A 22,178-nucleotide genomic window follows, 5' to 3' on the forward strand; every position below is an offset into this window, starting at 1 on the left:
CATCACCCACCTTGACATGGCTTGATCTTATTCTTTGCCCATATCGTGTGGGCCGTGGGGGCTCATCGCGATATTCGTAAAAACCTACTAAGAGGAATCAGCTAATGAAAATCATCACGAAAATTTCGCTAATCGGTTGCTTATTGGCAAGCAGCATTGCTCTGGCAGGCACACAAGCTGACACGGGCTCCAAAAAAGCATCGCAGGAATGCCACCATGGTGCGCATTCCAGGATGGGGCAAGGCGCGGACGGCGGGGAACGTTTCCTGAACCGGATGACGGATCGCCTCAAACTGACTACCGAGCAGCGTTCATCGGTGGAAGCCGTTTTGCAGAAATCGAAATCTCAAATGGCGAATTTAAAAGAAAAAATACAGACAAATCGCAAGGCATTACGTGAACTCAAGCAAAATGGCGGTGGTGACGGTAGCCAGGTACAAGTGCTGGCACAAGAGCGAGGTAATCTGGTGGCCGCATCAATTATTCAGCGCAGCAAGATACGCAACGAGATTCAGCTGGTGCTGACGGATACTCAGCGGGAACAAATGAAACAAATGCGCGAGGAGCATAAGCACGGGCATCACAATAAAGGGTAAAGTGCAGCTAAACAGCGGTTTGGCATATGTCAAACCGCTGTGGTGCTTTACTGTGATAATCCCGCCGGGTTCCGGTCCCAGGCACACCGGTCGTTCAGAACTTTAGCGTCCAGCCTGGATTACGTGCCTGCTCTCTGGTGTAAGCCACTCCATCCACGCGCAGGCCGCGGTCATTCAAAAGGGTAATGATTCCTCCCTTGTTGGGCAGAAAAACCGGTGGAACAAGTTGTATACGCAGCGCCTCCGCAGCCGCGATAGTCCCTGTCAGGGACATCTTGTTCTTGTCCCGATCCGCGATCATCCAGCCGTCAAGCGAGAGGGTCTCGTTGGTGGTGTTCAGAAGCGTTACGAACTCCACCTCGGGTGATTCGATGCTATTGACGAGCGCTGCGACAATGCGGATTGCCCCGTCCGGCATTTCCGGACTGGGTTGTCCCCCCGGGGTGAACGGATTTGTGACAACACTCGCATCTGATGGCGGGCCGCTGGTTTGGGTATGAATTCGATGTCCTGTCCTGTCATCGGTATGCCAGGTCTGGGACTGGAATTTCAAAAATACCCCAACCCATTGGCTGGTCCGGGGGAAATGAAACAACAGGGCCCCATCCTGGTATACCCCGTCATCGCCGGTAAAGCGTCCCACATTGCCCTGGTTCATATGGATGTCATGGACACCATTGCCGGGGATAAAGCCGAATATCTTGTCGGTCGTGTTGTTCTCCGGTCCCCAGCGCTCGCCGAAAGCATAAACATGTGCCTCTTCGTCGGCCATCGCACGTTGCACGAACTGATCGATTTTTTCGTTCAGATCATTGTCCGGACCTGGGACATTGAAGGGAAGCACGCGCATATTGCGCGGATCGAACAAGTTGCTACGAATAAAGTCCAGCGCCACGCCGCCTGGACGGGATTGCAGCGGAAGCCATCCGAGAGGTTGATCGATCAACTCCGCCAGAATCGGATGATCGAATCTTGAATCCACAAGAAATTCAAGCTCGGAAGGAGCGAGTTGTGAAGCCACGTTTACCGCGATGCGATAATGAGTCGTATCATCGACGATGTGAATCTGGTAGTGCGGATTGGAGCCCGAGCCGAGTTGGCGGTTAACAGGGCGACCCTTTAGTACGCCATAAGAATTCAGTGGCATTTTTTGCTCCTCCTATAACGGTGTATTGTTGTGGCTCCTTGAATATGGAGCTTTTTGCCTCGTCCGCTTCGTTGGGTTACGGCTTCGCCTAACCCAACCTACGAGCTCTGCTCTTGACCGGCATATTGGTGACCAGCAGTTCGCTGGGCGCACTAGCATCAACGTATCATGCCGGATGACGAATGCGGGCCGGAATCTTTTGATGCTATACGCAGCCTGATCCAACGTGGGATGCGAACATCCAGCGGAATACGCTATCGTTATTCCGCTCTGCGCAGCTAGGCAATCAGGAAATCAGTAAGCCGCCGATAGTGAAGGGAGGTAGCCCTCCAAAGAAACGGCATATGAGCTCGCCTCCTCCATTCGCCCTGCATCTCAGGTAGGCGCCCACATCCGGATCCGATTGGAAACGAAGTTGCGGTATAACTCCTCCACCCCCTTCCGAGGAAGTTCCGGCAAGAGCGGCCTTCCCGCGATATATGCCCATGGTTGGAGCAAGCGATGCCTCGGCATTAAACTGTGGTATGTTCATTTTCAAATTCTCCTCATCAAAATCTTAAAGTCCGGATGATCAAAACGCTCTGTTAATCAGGGTGCGGAGCAGGATCTCTGACTTCCTCGATATCCCGGTGACCACATGCGAATCCGCATTATGCATACCGGCTTAGGATATAGTTGCGCGGGTCAGTCCCCAGCGAAGAGTGGGACATAAGGTAGCGTCACAGCTACACGCTCCTGACGCATCGTTGCAATCACAAAACAGTGTACATCCCTGATCCACGTCTAGCGTTCTTATTCGTTGTGGCGTGACCGCGGAGGTGTTGGTCATGGAAACATCCTGCGCACTCATAAGGTAATTCTTACCTGTTTTGTAGATTGATGCTTCCGCAGTAAAACCTGGCATGTTCATGATATCTCTCCTTTTGGGTGGTTAGGTTAATGATCATAGTATGGCGACATCTTGGTGACGAGGAATGGAAACTCCTCGGTCGCATCGACGCGCACAAAAAACTTCTCGGTAAAATCCGTGTTGCGGTGGGTGTAAGAAAAAATGGCTTTAAAGATTTTCCGGGTGCTGCTTAATGATGAAGGAATAACTTCCACTCCGGTCATTGAATAGTCACCGCCATATTTCTCCGCCGCCTTGGCATAAATAGCGGGATAGCGCATGGCCAGATAATTCAATACACGGTGCTCATCGGTTGCCCCGGCGTTATCAGTCATTTGCATGATCCTGTCGAATAATTCCTCGGCCGCCGGACCGAATTGCTTGTCAGTCAATTTCTCCGGTTTCGGAATAGCCTTGATCAGTTCGTCGCGTCCGAATGAATAAATCTGATCGAAGACGATAATGGGCACCATCAAGCCGTTGCACATATCCGGCGGGGCAATGGGACCGCGCAGACCGATAACGACATCGATATCATTGGGTGCGGGCATGGGCCGGATCGCATCCACCAGCATATCGATATCCGCCGGGTCGCGCGGCTGCAGGAGGTAAGTTTCCAGCCCCTGTATGGTTAGCACCCAGCATAATTGGCGTACCAGATAGCGATTCTGACGTTGGGACAGAACCGCATGAAAAGCCTGTTGATCGGTTTTACCGGCCGTTTCTGTCCGCCCGGTTGCCTGGGCAAATTCCTTTTCCGCGGCGAGATTCGGGAAACGGGCTTCGACCCGGCCGATGGCATAGACATATGAGATCGTCGTGGCATCATTGAGATTCATGCCCCCACCCCCGTTTCCTCCACAACTACTACAGGTTCCCGCTCCCGCTTGCGGTGAGATTGCCGTGTTTGAACGAACCTCGGAATAAGGCGCGGGTGCTCGCATGTCATTCGTTTTAACCGGCTGGTCCAGCGATTGTTCCATCGTTTCAGTTTGCTCGGTCATGTTGCGCTCCTTGAGTATGAGGTTATTCATTTCGTCCACTTCGCCTGCCCTGCTGGTTTGTGCTATGCAACCTTCGTATCCGGAACTCGTAAGCTCGCTAGGCGAAGCCGTAACCCAACGAACCGGCATGCGATAAAGCTGCTGGCCCAACCTGCGAGACTTCTTACCTCGACCGCCGAGGGGTGAAAACCAGCCAGCGATTGAGCTTGGCTGCCCGGCGTTCGCAGTCTCCGCAAGGCTGGATTCCAAGATAGGAACTCGTTCGCTTGATTGCATCACCCAAGCCGATCTCATCGCCGGTGATAAATCCAGGTAGATGTACCCGATGGGGTTGTTGCCCATTTTTATCAGGCACGCTGTTCGCATCATCCGCTTTGTTCACTTTGCTTGCCCCGGTCATGCTATTCGCCTTCTTGCATTGAGTGTCAGCAGGGTTTGCCAGGCTGTGTCTGCGTCCAGCAATGGAGGAACGACCGAAGCTCGCCGTGATCCTGTTGTGAAGGCTTGCGTGATAGCGAGTTTGATTTGTGCGTCGGTTGCGGCGGGAAATTCCGACCATAGCAGTGCAATGGTCCCGGTGACAAAAGGCACCGCAACGCTCGTACCACCAAGCGTGACTGATTGGCCGTCAGCGTTCAGACTGGTAATGTTGTCACCCGGCGCGCTCAACCCTCGCGTGCCTATCGAACTGCCCAGATTCGATTCGTTTATAGGTCGGCCGCGTAAATCACAGGCCACGACCGGAATGACCCACGGGTGACGGGTAATGGCGGAACTTCCGAGCGTGCCTTGGTTGCCCGCTGCCGCAACGATCAGCACGCCGCGCCTGAGGGCCAGATTGAGTGCCTCTTCCAGGGCATGCTCCCCCTTGGTGGAAGGCTGTGCCAGGGCGAGGCTCAGGTTAACGATGCGTGCGCCTGCACCAATGCATTCAAGGATTGCCGCTGCCAGTTCCTGAGGCGTCGAGCTGGGCATGTGTTCGCGCCCGGCGGTTTTTTCGGTAAAAATGGGACGTATGAGGAGGGTACAGCCGGGACAAATGGCGGGCGCAGGGGAATTCCGTTTCGCAGATAAGATCCCGGCTATAAAGGTTCCATGCAGGCATGCTGCGCTATTGGCCTGTGTGCAGGCTGCCCCATTGTTTCCGGGAATTTCCCGGAGGTTCTCGCTTGCCAGATCAGCGTGCCGGGTAAGGACAGGGCCATCGATGAGTCCAATCCTGATGTCAGGAATACCGCTGGTGCGTTCCATCAATGCCGAGAGCCTGACCAACTCCGTAGGAAGCATAGCGCGCGTCACCCCTTGAGCCCTTGATGGCAGATTGCCGGAAAGCCTTGCATTGGTCAATGCCAATGATCAGGCCGCTTTATTTGCGGTTAATAAGTTTTTTTGATTCCCTTTGTATAGAAATACTCTTTATCCTCGAGCCGTTCGGTGCGTTACCTAACATAGCATCCTCCAATACCTCCCTGGTTCCTGTCAGGTCATTGTATTGATTTGGAATTGACATATTATTCGCCGGAATCTATTTATTTCTCGGGAATTTTGAATCCCAGATAAGTCAGGTTGCTGATTCCCATTAAGATAAGCAAAGTCTCGGGAAATTCCGGGATAGACATGCCATCCGCCACAGAACCGACGAATACCATGCCCAGGATAAGTGTCCATATGACAACTTGAAGACGGTGAAAACTCACGCCGTTGCCGTCATCGCAAATTTCCTGCCAGAATCCCCTGGATTGCCTGCGCTGCGCCTGGTTACCCAGTTGATGGGATAGTTCCTTGATTTTTTGCGAGAGGGTCGTCAACTGGCTTTCATTATCCGAAGAAAAGCCGTCCGGATTTCTTTCTTTCAACGTTTTAAGATCCTGTTCTTCCTGCCGAAGCTTCGTGACTTCGTCCTCGGCCCCGGATTTCTTGCTGTTTCCGATCAAGACTGCACTCAATCCGGTGGCGCCACTGATGCCCAGGAGGATAAGTACTTGTTGGGGAATATATTCCATAGTACCGGTCAATATCCAGATGCCGACAAATGCCAGTGCGACCATCAATCCCCAGAAGGCCATCTGGCTCTTGCCCAGGCTGTAATAGCCGGTATCTTTGTCCTTCAGCATGTTTGTCTTATTGACGATCAAATAATAGGCAACAAATAAAAACAGCAAGGAACCACTGACAGCGGCGAGTATTTCTGATGCCGGTGCGAGATAGACGAAAAACGGGTAGGTGGATTGCACCACTAATGGCAATTCGTTACCTATCCCTATGCCCACCTCGATTGGCATGACATACTCATCCTTGCTTTTGAACACCATGTCCCATGCCTCGCGGGATTCTTTAAGCGCAGGATTGCGTTCAAGATAGAAACTGAAGCGCAGCGTATTTCCGTTATCGAATTGGGATATGGCTGAAGGCAGATTGGCCATCTTGATCCCGTCAAACAACAGGAAAAATGTTCTTGAAGCGCCGGTCTTTTCCAGCTCGATTTTCAATCTTCTGGCAACATCGCCGGTTGCTTTGATATGGACTCTTTCGCCCATTTTAAAAACGAAATCTTCCTTGTTCCTGCCCTCGTTTTTTCCGACGATAAAAAGTTCGCCTTTCTGGCTTTCCTGTTGAGCCTGGCCCCTTGCTGCGTCAGGGGGTGGGACCGAGACGGGAGTAGCAACAGAAGTTTCAACGGTTGTTTCCTGCGCGAATACCTGCGGAAAACAAGCCAGCAGCGCGGCCGTGATAATGATGGCTGAATAACGCATAAGGATTTTCTCCTTCATAGAATTGATCGCCATATTGGCATGTATCTTTCGCCCCATATCGCTTGTTGTCGAATATGTCGCAAGAAGCGCCATCCATGCTTTTTCGATGCGGCGATGCGCAAATAGGAGATATTAAGAAAATCTCATTATAAGAATAGCAGAGGGATCGTTTTGCAGCGGTCAAAAATAAACAGGTATTCGCAACCCCGCAGCCTGACGTGCGACAAAAAGGCGCTTAGGACCGAATTCCTTTATTTGAGCGATTATCGGTTTTCGGGCAAGTGAAGCATGCTGAATATGCTGGGCCTCAGGCATACCGCAATCGGTAAATCCGGTGACTCCTTAATAACAGCCTTTTTTACTGTCATTCTCAACATTCATGTAATAGATCGAGCTGTTATCAGCCTAGTTCATTTATGGTGCTGCCGATGCAGGCAGACCAAACCAGCGGTCGAACATAAAGTTAAATACGAAGGTATAGACCAGGAAAAATGCTAACAGGCCTAAATCCAGCAAAAAAGCCTACCACAAGGATACCTGTCCCATCCTGCCGGTCTGCAATATTTCATTATCACCACCTGCGCATCACGACCGGCCGACTTCGAACGAAAATCGCGCGACACGCTTCGTCCAGGGCGCAAGTACCGCAAGCCTGGTATCGGCAGGTATCTCCTCATCGTGCGTCTCCAGCCACTCGCGTAGGCGTTGCCAGCCGGGTGCGTCCTCAAGCCAGGCTTGATCCATCTCCTTCATGAGCCAACCGATATCGCGCGGAGCCTCATTTAGGGGTGCGGGACCCGCTCCAGTTTCCACCGTCGCAAAGAAATTGCGTGCCAGCATGGGCGTGCCGGTATCGACCGCGAGAAGCAGCAACACGGCCTGATAGTGGCCCAGCGGATTGCCCGGCCGCGGGAATGAGCGTTCCTCCTGCGGCCCGAGCCCCGCCTTGATCAACCGGTACACATTAACGAACCGCTTGAGCGCACGCGGCGAGCGGCCGAGTACCGGCGCAAGCTTTGTCATGAAATCAAGTTCGGCGGGAATGATTTCGAGGCTCTCGAACGTCGGGTAGACGGGTTGTTGAGCGGTGGGAATCGTGGTGGCGCCAACATTGCTCCCGGCGGATGCGGAGCCAGCCGAAGCAGTTTGAGGCACCTGCTGCTGTGCTGTTTGCGCCGCCGCCGGTGCGCTTGCCCCGGATATTGGCTGCTGCGGTGTGATCGGAATCCCTGAAGACATGTCGGCGCCCGCTACGGTCGTTATTATCTTGCCAGCTGCTTTTTCCTGCTCCCCCTCTTTCGAGTCTTGATCCGGGTGCTTCACGCTCGTTCGCAGCAGCCCGCGCACCATGCGGTCACAAGCGGCGGCATCCATGGGTCTCAGCCAGAATGGAATCTGGAAAATCTTCTCGAGGTAATCGTTGGGCGTCGCCGAGCCGACGAGCAACCCCGTGTCACTTTCGTCGTTTACCGGCCTGTTGTCGACGTGAAGCAATTCGCGATAACGTGTCTGCAACGAGCGCTTGATCCAGCGCGCATCCACCCCGACGACAACGACAAAAAGCGGGAATGCCAGTAGCAGATGCACCGCTTGCAATACTTCCACCACCTTGTTTGGCGGACAGCGGTCGAGATCGTCGATATAAAGCACAATGCGATTGATGCGCTTGTCCTTGTCTTTCTCCTCTTCAGCCAGGCTCGCATACCGCTTTTGGCCATCGGTACGGGGTGGCTCGAACGGGTCTTCGGGCGATAGCGACCAATTTTCCTCTTCGATCAGCCCGGAAAGTTTCTCGAAATCGTCGCGTACCAGCGCGAGCACGCCGAGGTGCTTGCGATAGTCGCTGCTTGCGGCGCGGTCGGTGATGAAATTGGCAAGCAGGCGGCCGGCCGTCGCAGCCTTGAGCTCGGCGTCGGCGGCGGCCTCGCGCGCCTTCGCTTCCGCATGCCTCTGCAGCGCAGAATCGAGAGCCGCTGTCAGCTCGCGCAGCCTTTGCTCGGCCTGTGTGACCTTCTGCACATGCGTGGCAGTCTCCTTCGCCATCTCCTCGTCAAACTTCTTCTGCGCGGTCTCTGCTTCATCGAGCCGTTGCGACATCCACTGGGCCTGTTGCTTGAGCCAGGGAACACCTGACGCGATCAACGTCGCCAAACCGGTGGCGTAGGCGTAGATGTCGGTAACGCTCGATCCCAGCATCTGCAATACAAGGCGCACAACAATCGCCACGACCGGCGCCCCGAGAAGGCTAAAGAGTAGCCAGTTGAACCGGCGATTCCGATCCTTCGCATGCATGAGCGGGGCGAGAAATCGTTGTCCGCGGCCGAGCACGCCATGGATCTGCCGCAGCGCGCCCTCGAGCTCCACGGCGCTCCGGCCGACTGCCCCGAGATCAAGTTGTTCCAGCGCATTGACGACCGGCTGGTGGGCGCCGCTCAGCACAAAATCTTTCCGTACGTGTTCAGCATTCAGTTTGGCCAGTTCTTCCGTTTTTTCGTTGAGACTCTTCTGCGCGGCGTCCAGAGTCACCTTCGCGGCAGTCGCCGCCGCTTTCGCACTGTCGGCGGCGTTGCTTGTTGCCTGCGAGAGCGCCTTCTCCTCGGCAAGCTTTTTGATCAGCTCCTCCTGCAATGCCCGGCTGATTCTTGGGTCTTTCTTCACATACAGGTTGTCGAGGATGTGCTCGACGAGGCTCGCCCAGAGGTTGCCTTCGACATAGTGCCAGGCGTTGAACTCGATCTGTACGATGTTTTTATAAATGGGCAGGTCGCGCTGCATCCGGTTCGCCGTGCGCGCTTCCATCGCCAGGCTGTCGATAGCCGCTCGCAACTGGCGCATGAAGAACGTCTTGCCGGAGCCCCACTCGCCGAACAAGCCGATGGAGAGCGGCGGCACGACGGTTCGCGCGGCAATCAGCGCGGCGAGCGCGCGCACATCATTCTGGATATCCAGCAGATCATCGCCACCCACGCGATCGGCGATGAAGCCGCTGAAACGGCGTACCGCCGATCGCGTACCGATGAGCAGTGCCTCCCAGGCGTCATCGTCATCCCCATGGCCGCGCAACCACTCGCATAGCGCCTCACGCACGAATACGGGGTCGAGCCCCATCTCGGCGAGACGGTTGAGCGCGCCTGAGCGCTCTTTTGTTGTATCACTGTGCAATAGGGCTGCCAGGAGATGGCGTGCATGAATTTCCGGATCGTGTGCCGTGCGCTGGGCGATGTCGCGCGACCGTTCCAGCGCCGCGAACAGGTAGCCTGTCATCTCGACGGGAAGACTGCGAACCGGACTTTCCGATCGTACTTGCAGACCTCGCGATCCGCGTTTTCTGAAATAGCGGTCCCGTATTGCCTCATACTCTTTTGTGTGCTTGTCGACCAGCTCGCGCAGGAAATGTGCTGCCCATGGGCCTCCCGTATCGGTGGCTTCGGCGATCGCGAGTAGCATGAAGCTGGTGGTCACGGCAAGCGGCGGTGTTACGCCCGATGCCATCTCTGCTGCCCGATTCATCAAAAATGGAATTGAGCTCGCGGTCTTGAACTCGGAGAGCCGTGTCAGCGGTACGGTCCCGGCGTCGGGTGGGGCGGTTGATTCCGGTGGTTGAAGAGCCGCATCGGCTAATGTTTTCCGTTCAGTCTCGCGTTCGCGTGTTTCATCGCCATTACCGATATTCGAACTACTCCAGCCTTGGGCGCGTGCTATATTTTTTAATCGGGAATCAATAGCATAGCGTAGTTGATTTAACGCGTTCCAATAGAAATCTTCCGCTCCACTTTCTCTGGGTGTGGGATAGCCGGACAAGAGGGGTGCAATCGCGTTCGGCGGTTTATACCAGAACTTCGCGTCGATCTGGTGCTTGCGAATGCGATCAATATTCGGGGGAACGCCGGTCAACTCATCGTAGGGAAAAATCTCCACCACGAAAACATCGGCGGGTTTCTCAGGATCATTCGAGTGAGCCTGAATGAAATACTCCAGTTCTTTTCCGCACCATTCGGAATCGATATAATTTTGCGAGAGGATCAATACCAGTAATTTGCTGTTTTCAACTTTTTTGATCAGATCATCGCTAAATACATCGCCCGACTTGAGATGGTGGTCAATGAAGAGGTTTTTCTTAAGGACGTTGGGACCGATATTCAGATAATGGGCAAATGAAGTCACCCAGCCAGCCTGCGCTGAGTCCGGAACTTCGTTATCCGCATCAGCATAGCTAATAAAAACATCATAGCCTTGATCTATAGACACATGCTCTCCCAAGCATTATCACCATGCTTTATCAGCATAAGAGAAATTTACGGACATTCGAGTTCGACAATGCAAATGTATTTGCACGGTATTGTTTTTCTATGCACATCCGAATGAAAATACCAACACTTTGATCTGTTACTATCGAAGCGGGGGGTAATAGATTTTAATCCAGAAGATCGTCGCCGCCACACGGCAATGAAACCGCTTAAACGGCGTACCACCGATCGCTCTTCCAGCAATATGATCTGCAACACGCTCGCGATGGACTCATCGCGCACGCAAGGGGAACCAAGCAGATCATCCGAAACAAGAAAGAGCATTACAGCCACATTCTCGACTTCGTCACGAAGCGTGTCGGGTGCGCGGGCCGACTCAGCGAGATATTCGTCGCTCCACGCTTCGACGCTCAGCCCTGCCGGAAAGCGTTCCCTGTCGTTCGTACGGACAACGAGACGATCCTCCAGCCGATGCCGCCAGTCCTCATCCCGGCTGGCATAAACCAGGATGATTCTTTTACCGGGTGCCATAATCATGATGTTTTCTTATTAGATTAATGCCTTTTGGGCCATGGTTGATCCTCGGATTCAGAACCTTGCTTTGCCCGCTTCCTGATGCTTCAATTCCGTATCGAGCCCGAAGAAATTAAATTATTATTCTTTTAAATCATATTATTTAATATAATTATCTAATGTTAAATATTAATGTGAAACATTTCTTGATCAGAGCTCGAAGTCTGCCAGACCGGATGTCGCGTCATACTTATAGAATGGGCTCAAAGTATGGGAATATCCTCGGCAATGCCATTTAATTTTATGACTTCATAGGTCAGTTCCGCACCTGCCCGTCTTATCACGCGCCCCCGGCTGTGAATCTTGATACCCACGGTTTCAAACTCCTGTCGTGCATGGCCTCCCAGTTGAACTGGCGGCAGAACCAGGGCGAAATCCAGGCCGCCGGCATCGGCATTGGGTTGAAGCGTTACTGAGATAAGCGATCCCAGAATAGTTTGTTCCTGACTGATATCGTCTCCCCGAAATACAAACTGGCCTTCCGAACCATTGTATTCAAGCTGGGCATCTGACGGTGATTCGCTTATTCCCAGGGGGCCCAATGCCTTGGGGAAAAAGATGACGCGTTTGACGCCCTCGCAGTCGCTGAAGGTATAGCGGTTGGGTTGCCCGCTGCGATCGTCCAGCCAAGTGGTTATTGAGTTTTGCGCAGCGTTTACGCGCACTCCCCTGACATCCGCCGGAAAGCTGTCCCATACATAAATCGCATGGATGGGAGAGATCACTTGCGTTGCGGGTCCCTCCGGAGGATCGGCGGCGAAATCAAAATCGTAAATTCCATCCGGTGGTGCCTGAATATTGACGAAGGGGTTCAGCCGAGGGTTGGTCCAGCCCCCGGTTGGCACATTACCCGAGGCGGTAATTTGTAATTTAGGGGGAAAACTTTCCAGAACCGCAAGCCTGACTTCCGTCACTTCACGAATTGTTTTCATGGGTTGATTTATCCTCCAGGTTTTATTACGGCTGAACTCTATACACGCTAGTTTCACTTCTTTATAGTTCAGGAAACTAAAAAAATAAATAGGGTTATTTTCAAGAGGAATGTAAATGTCATGAGTGAACGCCGGATCCTGGTCATTGGGTCACAATGCCAAGCCCTGAGCCAACTTGGTTTTTTGCCGCAGGCGGCGCAGGAGCTTTACCGGGTGATGATCGATCCGGAACGGGGGGCATGTGTTTCTGCGCTCGAGGGGGAAGGATTACTCATCGATCCCACCGTCCGGGATACCAAGGATGCCATCAAGAAAGCATACCGGCGCGCGGCAAAAGATGAGGCAACACTATTCATTGCCTATATCGGTCACGGCGAGCGCGCGGACGAAGACTTCTACCTGCTCCCGCAAGATGCGGAAAATCCCCCCGACTCCGACACGGCGGTACATCTCACCAACATAATAAAAGAGGCGCACAAGAAAGCTGTGGGCCAAGTGGATGGATTGGCTGTGCTGGTCGATGCCTGTTATTCGGGTCAAGCCGGCTTCGGCGCAGCACAGTCCTGGGTGCGGGGCCTGGGAGGTACACTTCGATTCGAGGTCCTCACTGCTGCGGCCGATCGTCCGGCGGCGGATGGCTGCTTTAGCCGAAGCCTTGTTGCGTTACTGCGTGATGGGGTTGCCACGGAACCCTCCGAACACCTGCACTGCGTTAATCTGCGTCCTCTCATTAAGAAACACTGTCCGAACCAGGAAGCGCAAAACCCCGCCTATAATCCCGACGCAACGCTGTGGCTGGCGAAGAATGCGGCCAGTATCCGCGAGCCATGGGCACAGACGCCGCTGGCGGATGAAATTCAGCGGCTCACGCTCGCGTATCAGCCCACCCTTGCCCTGGATGAAATTGTGACGCGCTCGCGGGCGGAGCGCTGTGTGGCGGTGGTGGGTGATGCAGGCACGGGAAAATCGGCGCTGGCGGCGGCGCTGGCATGGCCGAAGGCCGCGCAGGGAGCCGTCCCCGCCGGCTTCGTACATGCAATCGCTCTGCTTAACGAGGCGACGACACCACGGGAGCTGGCACGCACCCTGACGGAACAGCTTGTCCGGTCCGTGCCCGGCTTCCGTGAAGCGCAGCAAGCGTTTATGCGCGATACTCCCTACGACGAGCAGCAAAAACTGGATACGCTGGAGAAGCAATTGCTCGGTCCGCTCACGTGGCTGGGGCGGCTGGAGCAGCCAAGTCAGGTCACGGCGGTACGCATCGTCGTGGATGCGCTCGATCGCCTCGCGACCGGTGCGCGCAGCTCGGTAATGGAGACGCTGAATCAGTTGGGCAAATTGGCCTTCGTGCGCCTGCTGGTTACTGCCCGGCCAGATACGGAACTTCCACCGGGAGCTTCGTCATATTCGCTTGCTTTCGCGCCGGATGAGAAAATCCATCAATATCTCGAACGGCGCGGCACTCCACCTGCGCGTCAGGGGGAAGTTGTGCAGGCAGCCGAGGGTAGCTGGCTGGTGGCCCGTGTGCTTGCCGATCTGCTTGGCGAACAGCCCAAGGCACCCATAGGTGCCGGTGGCCTCGCTCTGGGGGATGCCTATGAGGAAATGCTTTCGCGTTGCGGCGCTGCTGACGACGAGAGCCTTCGGCGCGTGCTCGAGATTCTCGCCGCCGCCGGGGCAGGCCCCCTGCTGCCGCTTCCGCTGCTATGCAAGACGAGCGAAGCGCTTGGCGGCCCGGCCTCCCCAGTATTTGTGCGCGACCAGCTAGTGCGGCTGCGCGGCCTTGCGGTGCGAAGCGCGGCGGGTACGGAGAACGAGCACGCTGGTCTTTTCCACCAGACGCTCGTCGATTACGTTGCCGCCCGCGCGCCGCAAGAAATCATTGCCGCACACAAGGCCCTTATTGTCGGCATTGAGGCGCTCGCACCTCCTGGCGCAGGTCCAACAGACTTGAATAACGCCATACAGCGTTATGCCTTCGAGCGGGAGGCAGAGCATTTATGGACGCTTGGGGAGGCTGACAGTGCCTGGGCGAGTCTTTCCGCAAGAACCTCACCCATCCCCCGCGACAACCTGCGCCGCTGGCGGCTCTGGCTGATGCGAGTGGAGGCGGTAGTTGGCTCAGATCACCCGGTTACATTCATTGTCCGCAACAATATCGCTCACTTAACCGGCGAATGCGGAGATCCGCGTGAGTCGCTGCGGTTATTTGAGGCGCTGCTCCCCGACCAGGAGCGCGTGCTGGGCCCCGATCATCCGGACACTCTCATGACCCGCAGTAATATCGCATACTCGACCAGCATGTGTGGAAACGTTCGCCAGGCACTGTGTCTGGCCGAAGCGCTGCTCCCCGACCAGGAGCGTGTGTCTGGACCCGATTACCCAGGTACGCTCACGATCCGCAATAATATCGCCCATTGGACTGGGGATTGCGGAAATCCTCGCGAGGCGCTCAGATTGTTCCAGGAACTGCTCCCCAACCAGGAGCGCATACTGGGAGCGGATCATCCGGATACGCTCAAGACTCGCAGCAACATCGCGCTCTGGACCGGCAACAGCGGAGACGCGCGCGAAGCATTGCGGCTGGCCGAAGCGCTGCTTACCGACGAGGCGCGTGTGCTGGGCCTGGGTCATCCGAACACGCTCACGCTCCGCAATAATATCGCCCATTGGACCGGAGATTGCGGAAATCCCCGCGAGGCGCTCAGGTTGTTCCAGGAACTGCTCCCCGACCAGGAGCGCATACTGGGAGCGGATCATCCGGATACGCTCAAGACTCGTAGCAACATCGCGCTCTGGACCGGCAACAGCGGAGACACGCACGAGGCATTGCGGCTGGCCGAAGCGCTGCTTAACGACGAGGAGCGCGTGCTGGGCCTGGATCACCCGAACACGCTCACGATCCGCAGCAATATTGCTCTCTGGACTGGCGAATGCGGGGACTCCCATGAAGCGCTAAGACTATTCGAAGCGCTGCTCCCCGACCAGGAGCGCATATTGGGAGCGAATCATCCGGATACGCTCAAGACTCGCAGCAATATGGCCTACTCAATCTCCCTGTGCGGAGATGCTCGCGAAGGGCTGCGACTGACTGAGGCGCTGCTCCCTGACCTGGAGCGTGTACTGGGTTCCGATCACCCGCTCACACTCGCCACCCGCAACAATATTGCCCTCTGGACTGGCGAATGCGGAGACTCCCATGAAGCACTAAGACTGTTCGAAGCACTGCTCGTCGATCAGGAGCGCATAGTGGGACCGGATCACCCGGACACGCTCAAAATTCGGGGTAATGTCGCCCACTTGATCGCACGCAACGGCGATGCGCGCGAGGCACTCCGGCTATTACAGCTGCTGCTCGCCGACCATGAGCGTGTACTCGGCCCCAATCATCCAGCCTTGCTCATAATCCGCATCAACATCGCCTACCTGACTGCCGAGTGCGGCGACGCCCGTGAAGCACTGCGACTGTTCCAGGCACTACTCCCCGACCAGGAGCGCATACTCGGCCCTGATCATCCGAATACCCTCATCATCAAGGAATCGATTGATCATTTGACCGCAAGCTGAATCCCGGTCAACCCACAGCGTTTACGGCGCTGCCACCAAAAATCTCCCCTACTTCCCTGCCAATCTGCACCTTGCCGAGATAGAAATCCGAATTGTGAGGATCGGCACCGTTGTCTACGGTGTAGCCACCCTCGAATGATGCGCTGGCGGGTATTCCTGCACGAAACAAGTCTATAAGATCCGGTTCGGCGGCGATGAAATCATCCCGGTCGGCTATATTCACCCAGCGCCGTACAGCTGGTGGGAACCTCGGCGGCTGCGGCCGCAGGCACTGATAAACGATGGTCTGGAGCCCGAGGGGGGAACCCAGCGTCAGCAGTAAAGGAAGCGGCTTATCCATAAGGTGCGCTGCCTCATAAGCAATTACAGAGCCCAGTGAGTGCCCGATCAGTACTCTGGTTTCAGGGCCGATCAGCTTGAATACCGATTTGAGGGCTGCGGAACGGATAGTGTCGTCAGTGAGATATCGCGTCACCTGGGCGAGAGAGCGATTGACGAAGCGTTCGGCAAAACCCATGCCGAACGGTGCAAACCAGGAGATTTTGCTCAAGCTTCCGATAGCGCTGCGGACAACGCTTCCCGCGCCCTGCTCCGTACCCATCTGCCTGGTTATGTAAGCCAGCTCAAGCTCACCGGTTTCCCGGGTTTTCTGCTTCGACGCTCGCTCGACGGCGTGCTTTAGCCATTCCAGCGCCAGAACCTGTGCGAACTGCGCCTCTTCGGATGTAAATTCCGCCGGATCATCGCCCTGCTGACCTGGCATAAGGAAAAGGTTGCCATAAAATGCCATTCGCGTTTCGATGCTGCCGGGTTTCCCGGCGTTACGCCAGATCCGATCCGCTACATCCGCAAACCCGGCATCCCGCACACCACCCGCCAGCGCGGGTAACCATGCGCTTTCCAGTTTATCGGCGGATTTTTGCTGCTGATCAATGCCGTGTACGAGAACAATCTCGGCCATGCTTTTCTCCTTTCAGGATGTATATCAGTATATCTCAATCAGCATAATCCTCAATCCGGCAGTTGATTACCTTTCCTTCCTTGCATTTATCCCAATCTTTACTACTTTTAATTTTAACCCAGATAATCCATTAGGCGGCTCTCCGAGCCTACGCGAGTGCTGGTGGTCAGTTTGCGGCCATTTCCGCCGCTTGCTCGGCGTCCATAGACTAGGCTATGGACTTCTCCCAACCGGCAAAACTGTCTCGCAACCTGCCTCACCATCATCTCGCGTCCTAATGGATTATCTGGGTTTAATGTTTACGACAAATAGGAGACCGGGATCATGCAAATCAGACATATCTACCTGAAAATCGAAGCGGTACCGAATTACAGCCCCGTCGCGCCAGACGATGCCGAGCATCATAAACACCGGCTTGACTGCATGAGAAACATGGAACATGAGGACGCGACCATTCCGCAATCGGAAGTTGACCGGCGCTCGCTGAATGCCCTGGTCTACCGTGAGTACCTTGATGCCGCCTACACTGTAATGAAAAACACGCCCCTCATTGCCGCGGATATCAATGAGCCGCGTGTCGAACGGCGCATTCCGGGTACGGTCATCTATACGCAGCCGGATGAACGGCTTTATGTCCATGTGCTAAATGGCGATACCGAGCCTCATAGCTTTCACGTGCATGGGCTGCACTATGGCATCGATTCGGATGGCTCATGGCCATTTGGCGTGCAGGAATACGATGGACCAAATCGCAGCGATGCAATTTGTCCAGGAGAGCAATGGTGCTACGTCTTCGATGTCAAGGAAGACGCCATCGGCGCATGGCCTTTCCACGACCATCACATGCATATCGAGGAAGTCGTGAAACGCGGGCTCTTTGGCGGCATAGTGGTTCGCGACCCCCACTGCGACAAAACGGACCTTGAGGTACCTATCTTTTTTCATCGCCTGACAGCGAATGTTGGTGCCGCGCTGTTCGACAGCGATTCGCTCAATGCGGGCGACCAATTTGACTTTACCTTCAATGAGGAAGGCACTTTTGAATACTACTGCCGTTTTCATCCGATGCAGGGGCGCGTGCGCGTCACGATGGCGGGTCCCCTCACTGCAACCATCAATATCCTGGATACACCGGCACGCTTCGAACTCGACGATATCACGGTGGGAGTGGGTGCGACCGTCACCTGGAACCATGCCGGGAATCAACCCCATACCGTAACCGAGCGCAGTGGCGCCGGTCTGGAGTCGTTCGCCATCAACGGGCGCACATTCGTGGGGAATACGCCGACTATCGTGGCGGAATATGGCACCCGCGTGCGCTGGTATGTCTTCAACCTGGACTTGAGTATGATATGGCACAACTTCCACCTGCATGGGCAGCGCTGGCGGTGGGGCAATGAATGGGTCGATACGCGCTCCCTCGGGCCCGCCGAATCGTTTGTCGCTGATACAGTCGTGCCGCCGGTTATTCTTCTCCCCTTGCCGCTCGAATGTGAATGCAAGCCTCATGAGGGGCATGAAGGTCCTCATCCCACCCTGCCCGAGGATGAAGGCGGGCATGATGCACCTCACCATGGCCGTGAGGCGCGCCCTCCCTTCCGGCCGGAAGCCAGACCTGACCACGAGCATGAACATGGACATGGACATGCTCATGAACACTTCCTCCATTCTTCCTCCTCAACGTCTGCGGGTGAGCAGGGACACCCATCGAAAGATGCCTATCCAGATCAATGCGGGGAAAAGCGCAAGAAATACCGCTTGCAGGGCGATTTCCTGATCCACTGTCATGTGGAAATGCACATGATGGAAGGCATGGCCGCGGTGCTTCGCGCTACGCAGGAAGTCGAGCTGAGCGATAAGGAGCTCGACAAGATCTGTTACCAACTGCCAACCGTGCGCGTGCATGAATGCCCCGAGGTAGAGCACCATCCTTGCGGCGGGGACGGCGAAGACAGTTGGGAATTGCTGGAACCGTCACCGATTTTTGTGGTGCATGGAGCACTGTTGAATACGGGGCATGTCTTGCTATTTTCCGGCGCAGCGGAAAGGAATTATCCGCTCGAGGCCCGTATCTGGGACCCCGCAACCAAACAGGTCATGCCCGGCGTCATTACGTTGCCGGAGGATTTTTTCTGCTGTGGACATACCTTCCTGCCTGACGGCCGCTTGCTTGTCATCGGCGGCGACACAAATGGGGCGGGACACACCAATAATCGCTGCTTCATTTTTACCCCTGATGCGGTAACCCCTGACAATGGCACGTTTGGCCCAACCGTCAGCATGGCGCACGCGCGCTGGTATCCGACAGCACTGAGTTTGAGCGATGGACGCATACTCGCGTTTTCCGGGGGGCACCCCATCGCGGCGGAAGTCGAAGTGTTCGACGGGGGGGCGTGGACGCCGGTGGCCGGAGCAAACCGTTCATTCGATGAACTGTATCCCGGCATGCATCTCCTCCCCTCGGGGGAAATTTTCTATACCCGTGCCGGGTGGGCAGGTGCAACGGGGACCCAGACTGCTTATCTGACCATGACGGGGCCGAATAATGGCAATTGGACCGACTATGGGCAGCAGCAGTTTTATGACCGCCAGGAAGGCATGAGCCTCCTCATGATTGACACGACCGTGAACCCGGAACACACGAGCCTGTATGTCTTTGGCGGCGGTGTATCCGGCCCCGCCACGGCGCGTAATAACGCTACCGCCGAGGTAATCGAATTCAGCGGCGGTATCGCAGGCTCGGCATGGGCGCGTATCGCCGATATGAATTTCGGCCGGACAAACGTCAATGCGGTGGTGTTGCCCACCGGCAGGATACTCATCATAGGCGGTCACAGCAATGGCCAGAAATGGTCACCTACCCCCGTGCTGGAAACGGAAACCTACGATCCGGCTACGAATACATGGACATTGGGCGCTCCGTTAAACTTTCCGCGCCAGTATCACTCGGTATGCATTCTGTTGGCGGATGGAAGGGTCGTGACAGCGGGCGGCGTTGCGCCGGGTACGGCGGATCCCGACCAGCATTCGGTGGAGCTATACTCGCCCGGCTATCTTAGCCTGGGTGCGCGCCCGGTGATATCGAATGCACCGCCCGCTGTCACCTATGCGAGCGCTTTTGTGATTGAAACGCCACAAGCCGCGAATATCAATGCAGTGGTGTTGATCGCGCCGATTGCGGTGACGCACCACACCGATGCCGGACAGCGATATATCAAGCTGCCGATTGGCTCCCGTACCGTCAGCACCTTGGAAACCCAGGCGCCAGCTCATGGCAATATCGCACCACCGGGTTCCTATATGCTGTTCGTGGTCGATAATCAGGGCGTGCCGTCAGAGGCGAGGTTTGTGGCGATTTCCTAGGAATCTCTAAATAGGGATTACTGAAATTGTTATGTGGTTTCATCGGGGGACTCTTTTTGCCCCCGCTTCATGCGTTTGCTGTGCCGCTGCAAATTAGCGTTCAACTGATCAATGATATCCGACGCAACATTGATGACCTGGCCTGAGCCGAAGCCCAGGCGGGTCATTTCCTTATAGAAAGATTTTGCCATGATTTTTGCGATCTGATCCGGATTATGCAAAGTGCTTCCCAGTGAATTGTTCATGTTTTTTTGGGTTTCCTGTATCAGCGCCAACTGGGCGAAACGTGAATTCAGTATGCTCTGAAGCTGTATCGTCTGAATCGATTTGCCGATGAACAGGGCAATGACATCAAGCAGATTCAGGTCGCCCGGTTTGAAGGATGCTTCGTTATCGCAACCCGTGACATTGACCACGCCTGCTATGCAAGTGTTGATTCGTATTGGCGAGCAAAGCAGACTTTTATGGGGATCATTGGTGCGCCGCGCCCGATTGGCAAACTCCGATTTATTGATATCCTCGATAAATAACGATTTTCCGGTGGCGACAACATGTCCCGCAATGCCCTCCCCCTTGCGTACGGATTCCTTGTACGCAGCTGCCGGTAGCGGACCATAGCTGGCGCAAACTCTCATGCGCGGATTCTGGGATTCGCCATCATTTAAAAGCATGATGGAACAATTGCTGGCACCAAGGATTTTAGCGGTCTTCTCTGCGAGCTGTAAAAGATTGTCGTCGAAATTCCCTTCTTCCAGAAAGCAGGATATATCCTGGAGTTTGATCAGCTGATTTTCAATATTTCCAATGATGTCCATTCACACTCCATCACTATGACTACAGCCTCTTTATAGCAGTGGGCCGGCAATATGGCAAAATTGAGAATTTTCGGGCATGTTGCGTACCGGTATCGCCAGCCCTCGATGACCCCCTCGATGTAAGCTGTGGGGGGACCGGTCGTGCTGGAATTGCGCGCACGCCCCGGGGCTCATCATGATTAAGGAACATGACACGATTATGAGAATGCCCATTCACTATTCACAAAAGACGATTGCGAAACAGCCAGGCGGCCAGGGGCAGCGTAATAGCTGAAATAATTAGCAGGGGAATCAGGTCATGGATAACGGTGAGCAGGCCGACTCCTTCCAGATAAATGCGTTGCACCAGATCGATAGCAAAGCGCAGCGGATTGGCGAGGGTGGCGATCTGGAGGATTTCAGGCATATTGCGCACCGGCGTAGCCAGCCCGGAGAGCAAAATCAGCGGCATGATCAGTACAAATGTATAGAGCATGGCCTGCTGCATGTTTGCCGAAACCGCCGAGATCGCCAGCCCGATACCGACGCTCGCAATGGCGAACAGCCCCAGCCCGGTATAGAGCGCCAGTAGCGAACCGGCCATCGGTATTTTGAACCAGAACAGCGACACCGACAGCACGATGGTGGATTGCACCATGCCGATCATGATAGTCGGGATAGCCTTGCCGATCATGATCTCGATGGGCGAGTACGGTGTCACCAGCAACTGGTCAAACGTGCCGTTTTCACGTTCACGGGCAACCGACAATGCGGACAGCATCATCATCTGGATCATGCTGAGAGACGCGATCAAGCCTGGCAACAGGTTCCATCGTGTCTCCAGATTGGGGTTGTACCAGGCCCGCGACTCGACGGTGAGCGGTGGCCCGGCACCGCTGCGCAATGTGGTGTTGTATGACTCAATGATCAATCCGAGGTAGGCGGCAGCGGAACCCGCCGTGTTGGAGTTGCGCGCATCGAGTATCAGTTGTATCGGCGCGGATTCACCCGCATTGAGCTGCTGCTCAAATCGCGGTCCGATCTGGATCACGATCAATGCTTGCTGCGAGTCGATTACCCGGGCGATATCAGCCGGCGTTTGCAGATTCGCGACGCGGTGAAATATACCCGTACCGTCCAGGCGCGCGACCAGCTCGGCCGAGATGGCCCCGCGATCCTGGTCAAGCAGGGCGTAAGGCACATCGACCAGGTCATAGGTTGCGGCGTAACCGAATAGAAAACTCTCAATCAGCGATGGAACGACGAGGATAACCCGATTGGCGGGATCCTTGAAAATGGCAAGCAACTCCTTGCGGCACAGGCTGGCGATGCGGTGCAGAAAATCGAACATG

Annotated in this window: 16 protein-coding genes; 3 read left to right on the forward strand and 13 right to left on the reverse strand. The window is 55.1% G+C overall.

Annotated elements, in window-relative coordinates; translation table 11 throughout:
- The first annotated feature begins 104 nt into the window (after positions 1–104).
- Complete coding sequence (locus BLR00_RS09780; protein WP_074632175.1) at positions 105–596, forward strand: Spy/CpxP family protein refolding chaperone; 492 nt, start codon at positions 105–107, stop codon at positions 594–596.
- Between the two features lie 94 nt (positions 597–690).
- Here the strand turns inward: BLR00_RS09780 and BLR00_RS09785 are convergent, their stop codons facing one another.
- From BLR00_RS09785 to BLR00_RS09825, 10 genes are all read right to left on the reverse strand, one after another.
- Positions 691–1,743 (reverse strand): DUF2278 family protein, encoded by a 1,053-nt coding sequence (locus tag BLR00_RS09785; protein WP_074632176.1) that lies wholly within the window; start codon positions 1,741–1,743, stop codon positions 691–693.
- 286 nt (positions 1,744–2,029) lie between these two features.
- Positions 2,030–2,275: a hypothetical protein gene (locus tag BLR00_RS09790; RefSeq protein WP_074632177.1), complete on the reverse strand. Its 246-nt coding sequence runs from the start codon at positions 2,273–2,275 to the stop codon at positions 2,030–2,032.
- Positions 2,276–2,679: 404 nt separating this feature from the next.
- Positions 2,680–3,666: a cyanobactin maturation protease PatG family protein gene (locus BLR00_RS09795; RefSeq protein WP_256324102.1), complete on the reverse strand. Its 987-nt coding sequence runs from the start codon at positions 3,664–3,666 to the stop codon at positions 2,680–2,682.
- Between the two features lie 133 nt (positions 3,667–3,799).
- Positions 3,800–4,036, reverse strand: a complete 237-nt coding sequence (locus tag BLR00_RS09800; protein WP_074632178.1) for a hypothetical protein — start codon at positions 4,034–4,036, stop codon at positions 3,800–3,802.
- Positions 4,033–4,989, reverse strand: coding sequence for a S8 family serine peptidase (locus BLR00_RS09805; RefSeq protein WP_256324103.1), 957 nt, complete (start codon positions 4,987–4,989; stop codon positions 4,033–4,035). The genes BLR00_RS09800 and BLR00_RS09805 overlap by 4 nt, the downstream gene beginning before the upstream one ends.
- Positions 4,990–5,165: 176 nt before the next feature.
- Positions 5,166–6,389 carry a hypothetical protein gene (locus tag BLR00_RS09810; protein ID WP_143007640.1) on the reverse strand — a complete coding sequence of 408 codons (1,224 nt, stop codon included), beginning with the start codon at positions 6,387–6,389 and terminating at the stop codon, positions 5,166–5,168.
- A gap of 414 nt (positions 6,390–6,803) precedes the next feature.
- Entirely contained in the window at positions 6,804–6,905 is a 102-nt protein-coding gene (locus tag BLR00_RS16355; RefSeq protein WP_217628006.1) for a chlorhexidine efflux transporter, read from the reverse strand.
- Positions 6,906–6,974: 69 nt separating this feature from the next.
- Positions 6,975–10,637: a P-loop NTPase fold protein gene (locus BLR00_RS09815; RefSeq protein WP_074632181.1), complete on the reverse strand. Its 3,663-nt coding sequence runs from the start codon at positions 10,635–10,637 to the stop codon at positions 6,975–6,977.
- Between the two features lie 47 nt (positions 10,638–10,684).
- Complete coding sequence (locus tag BLR00_RS09820; protein WP_074632182.1) at positions 10,685–11,173, reverse strand: hypothetical protein; 489 nt, start codon at positions 11,171–11,173, stop codon at positions 10,685–10,687.
- A 239-nt stretch (positions 11,174–11,412) separates the two neighbouring features.
- On the reverse strand, positions 11,413–12,141 hold the full coding sequence (locus BLR00_RS09825) for a hypothetical protein (RefSeq protein ID WP_074632183.1): 729 nt from the start codon (positions 12,139–12,141) through the stop codon (positions 11,413–11,415).
- 120 nt (positions 12,142–12,261) lie between these two features.
- Between BLR00_RS09825 and BLR00_RS09830 the strand changes: the two genes are divergently transcribed.
- The gene (locus BLR00_RS09830; protein WP_074632184.1) at positions 12,262–15,708 is read left to right on the forward strand and encodes a tetratricopeptide repeat protein; all 3,447 of its coding nucleotides are present in this window, start codon (positions 12,262–12,264) and stop codon (positions 15,706–15,708) included.
- A gap of 7 nt (positions 15,709–15,715) precedes the next feature.
- Here the strand turns inward: BLR00_RS09830 and BLR00_RS09835 are convergent, their stop codons facing one another.
- The gene (locus tag BLR00_RS09835) at positions 15,716–16,669 is read right to left on the reverse strand and encodes an alpha/beta hydrolase (RefSeq protein ID WP_074632185.1); all 954 of its coding nucleotides are present in this window, start codon (positions 16,667–16,669) and stop codon (positions 15,716–15,718) included.
- A 324-nt stretch (positions 16,670–16,993) separates the two neighbouring features.
- On the opposite strand from BLR00_RS09835, the gene BLR00_RS09840 reads away from it, so the two are divergent.
- Positions 16,994–20,032 carry a galactose oxidase-like domain-containing protein gene (locus BLR00_RS09840; protein WP_074632186.1) on the forward strand — a complete coding sequence of 1,013 codons (3,039 nt, stop codon included), beginning with the start codon at positions 16,994–16,996 and terminating at the stop codon, positions 20,030–20,032.
- Between the two features lie 29 nt (positions 20,033–20,061).
- Here BLR00_RS09840 and BLR00_RS09845 read toward each other — a convergent pair whose 3' ends face one another.
- Both BLR00_RS09845 and BLR00_RS09850 read right to left on the reverse strand, forming a co-directional pair.
- Positions 20,062–20,847: a GAF domain-containing protein gene (locus BLR00_RS09845; RefSeq protein ID WP_074632187.1), complete on the reverse strand. Its 786-nt coding sequence runs from the start codon at positions 20,845–20,847 to the stop codon at positions 20,062–20,064.
- Between the two features lie 220 nt (positions 20,848–21,067).
- The gene (locus tag BLR00_RS09850; protein WP_074632188.1) at positions 21,068–22,177 is read right to left on the reverse strand and encodes an ABC transporter permease; all 1,110 of its coding nucleotides are present in this window, start codon (positions 22,175–22,177) and stop codon (positions 21,068–21,070) included.
- Position 22,178 lies beyond the last annotated feature (1 nt).

This window comes from Nitrosospira multiformis (genome assembly GCF_900103165.1).
In the GTDB taxonomy this organism is placed as follows: Bacteria; Pseudomonadota; Gammaproteobacteria; order Burkholderiales; family Nitrosomonadaceae; genus Nitrosospira; species Nitrosospira multiformis_D.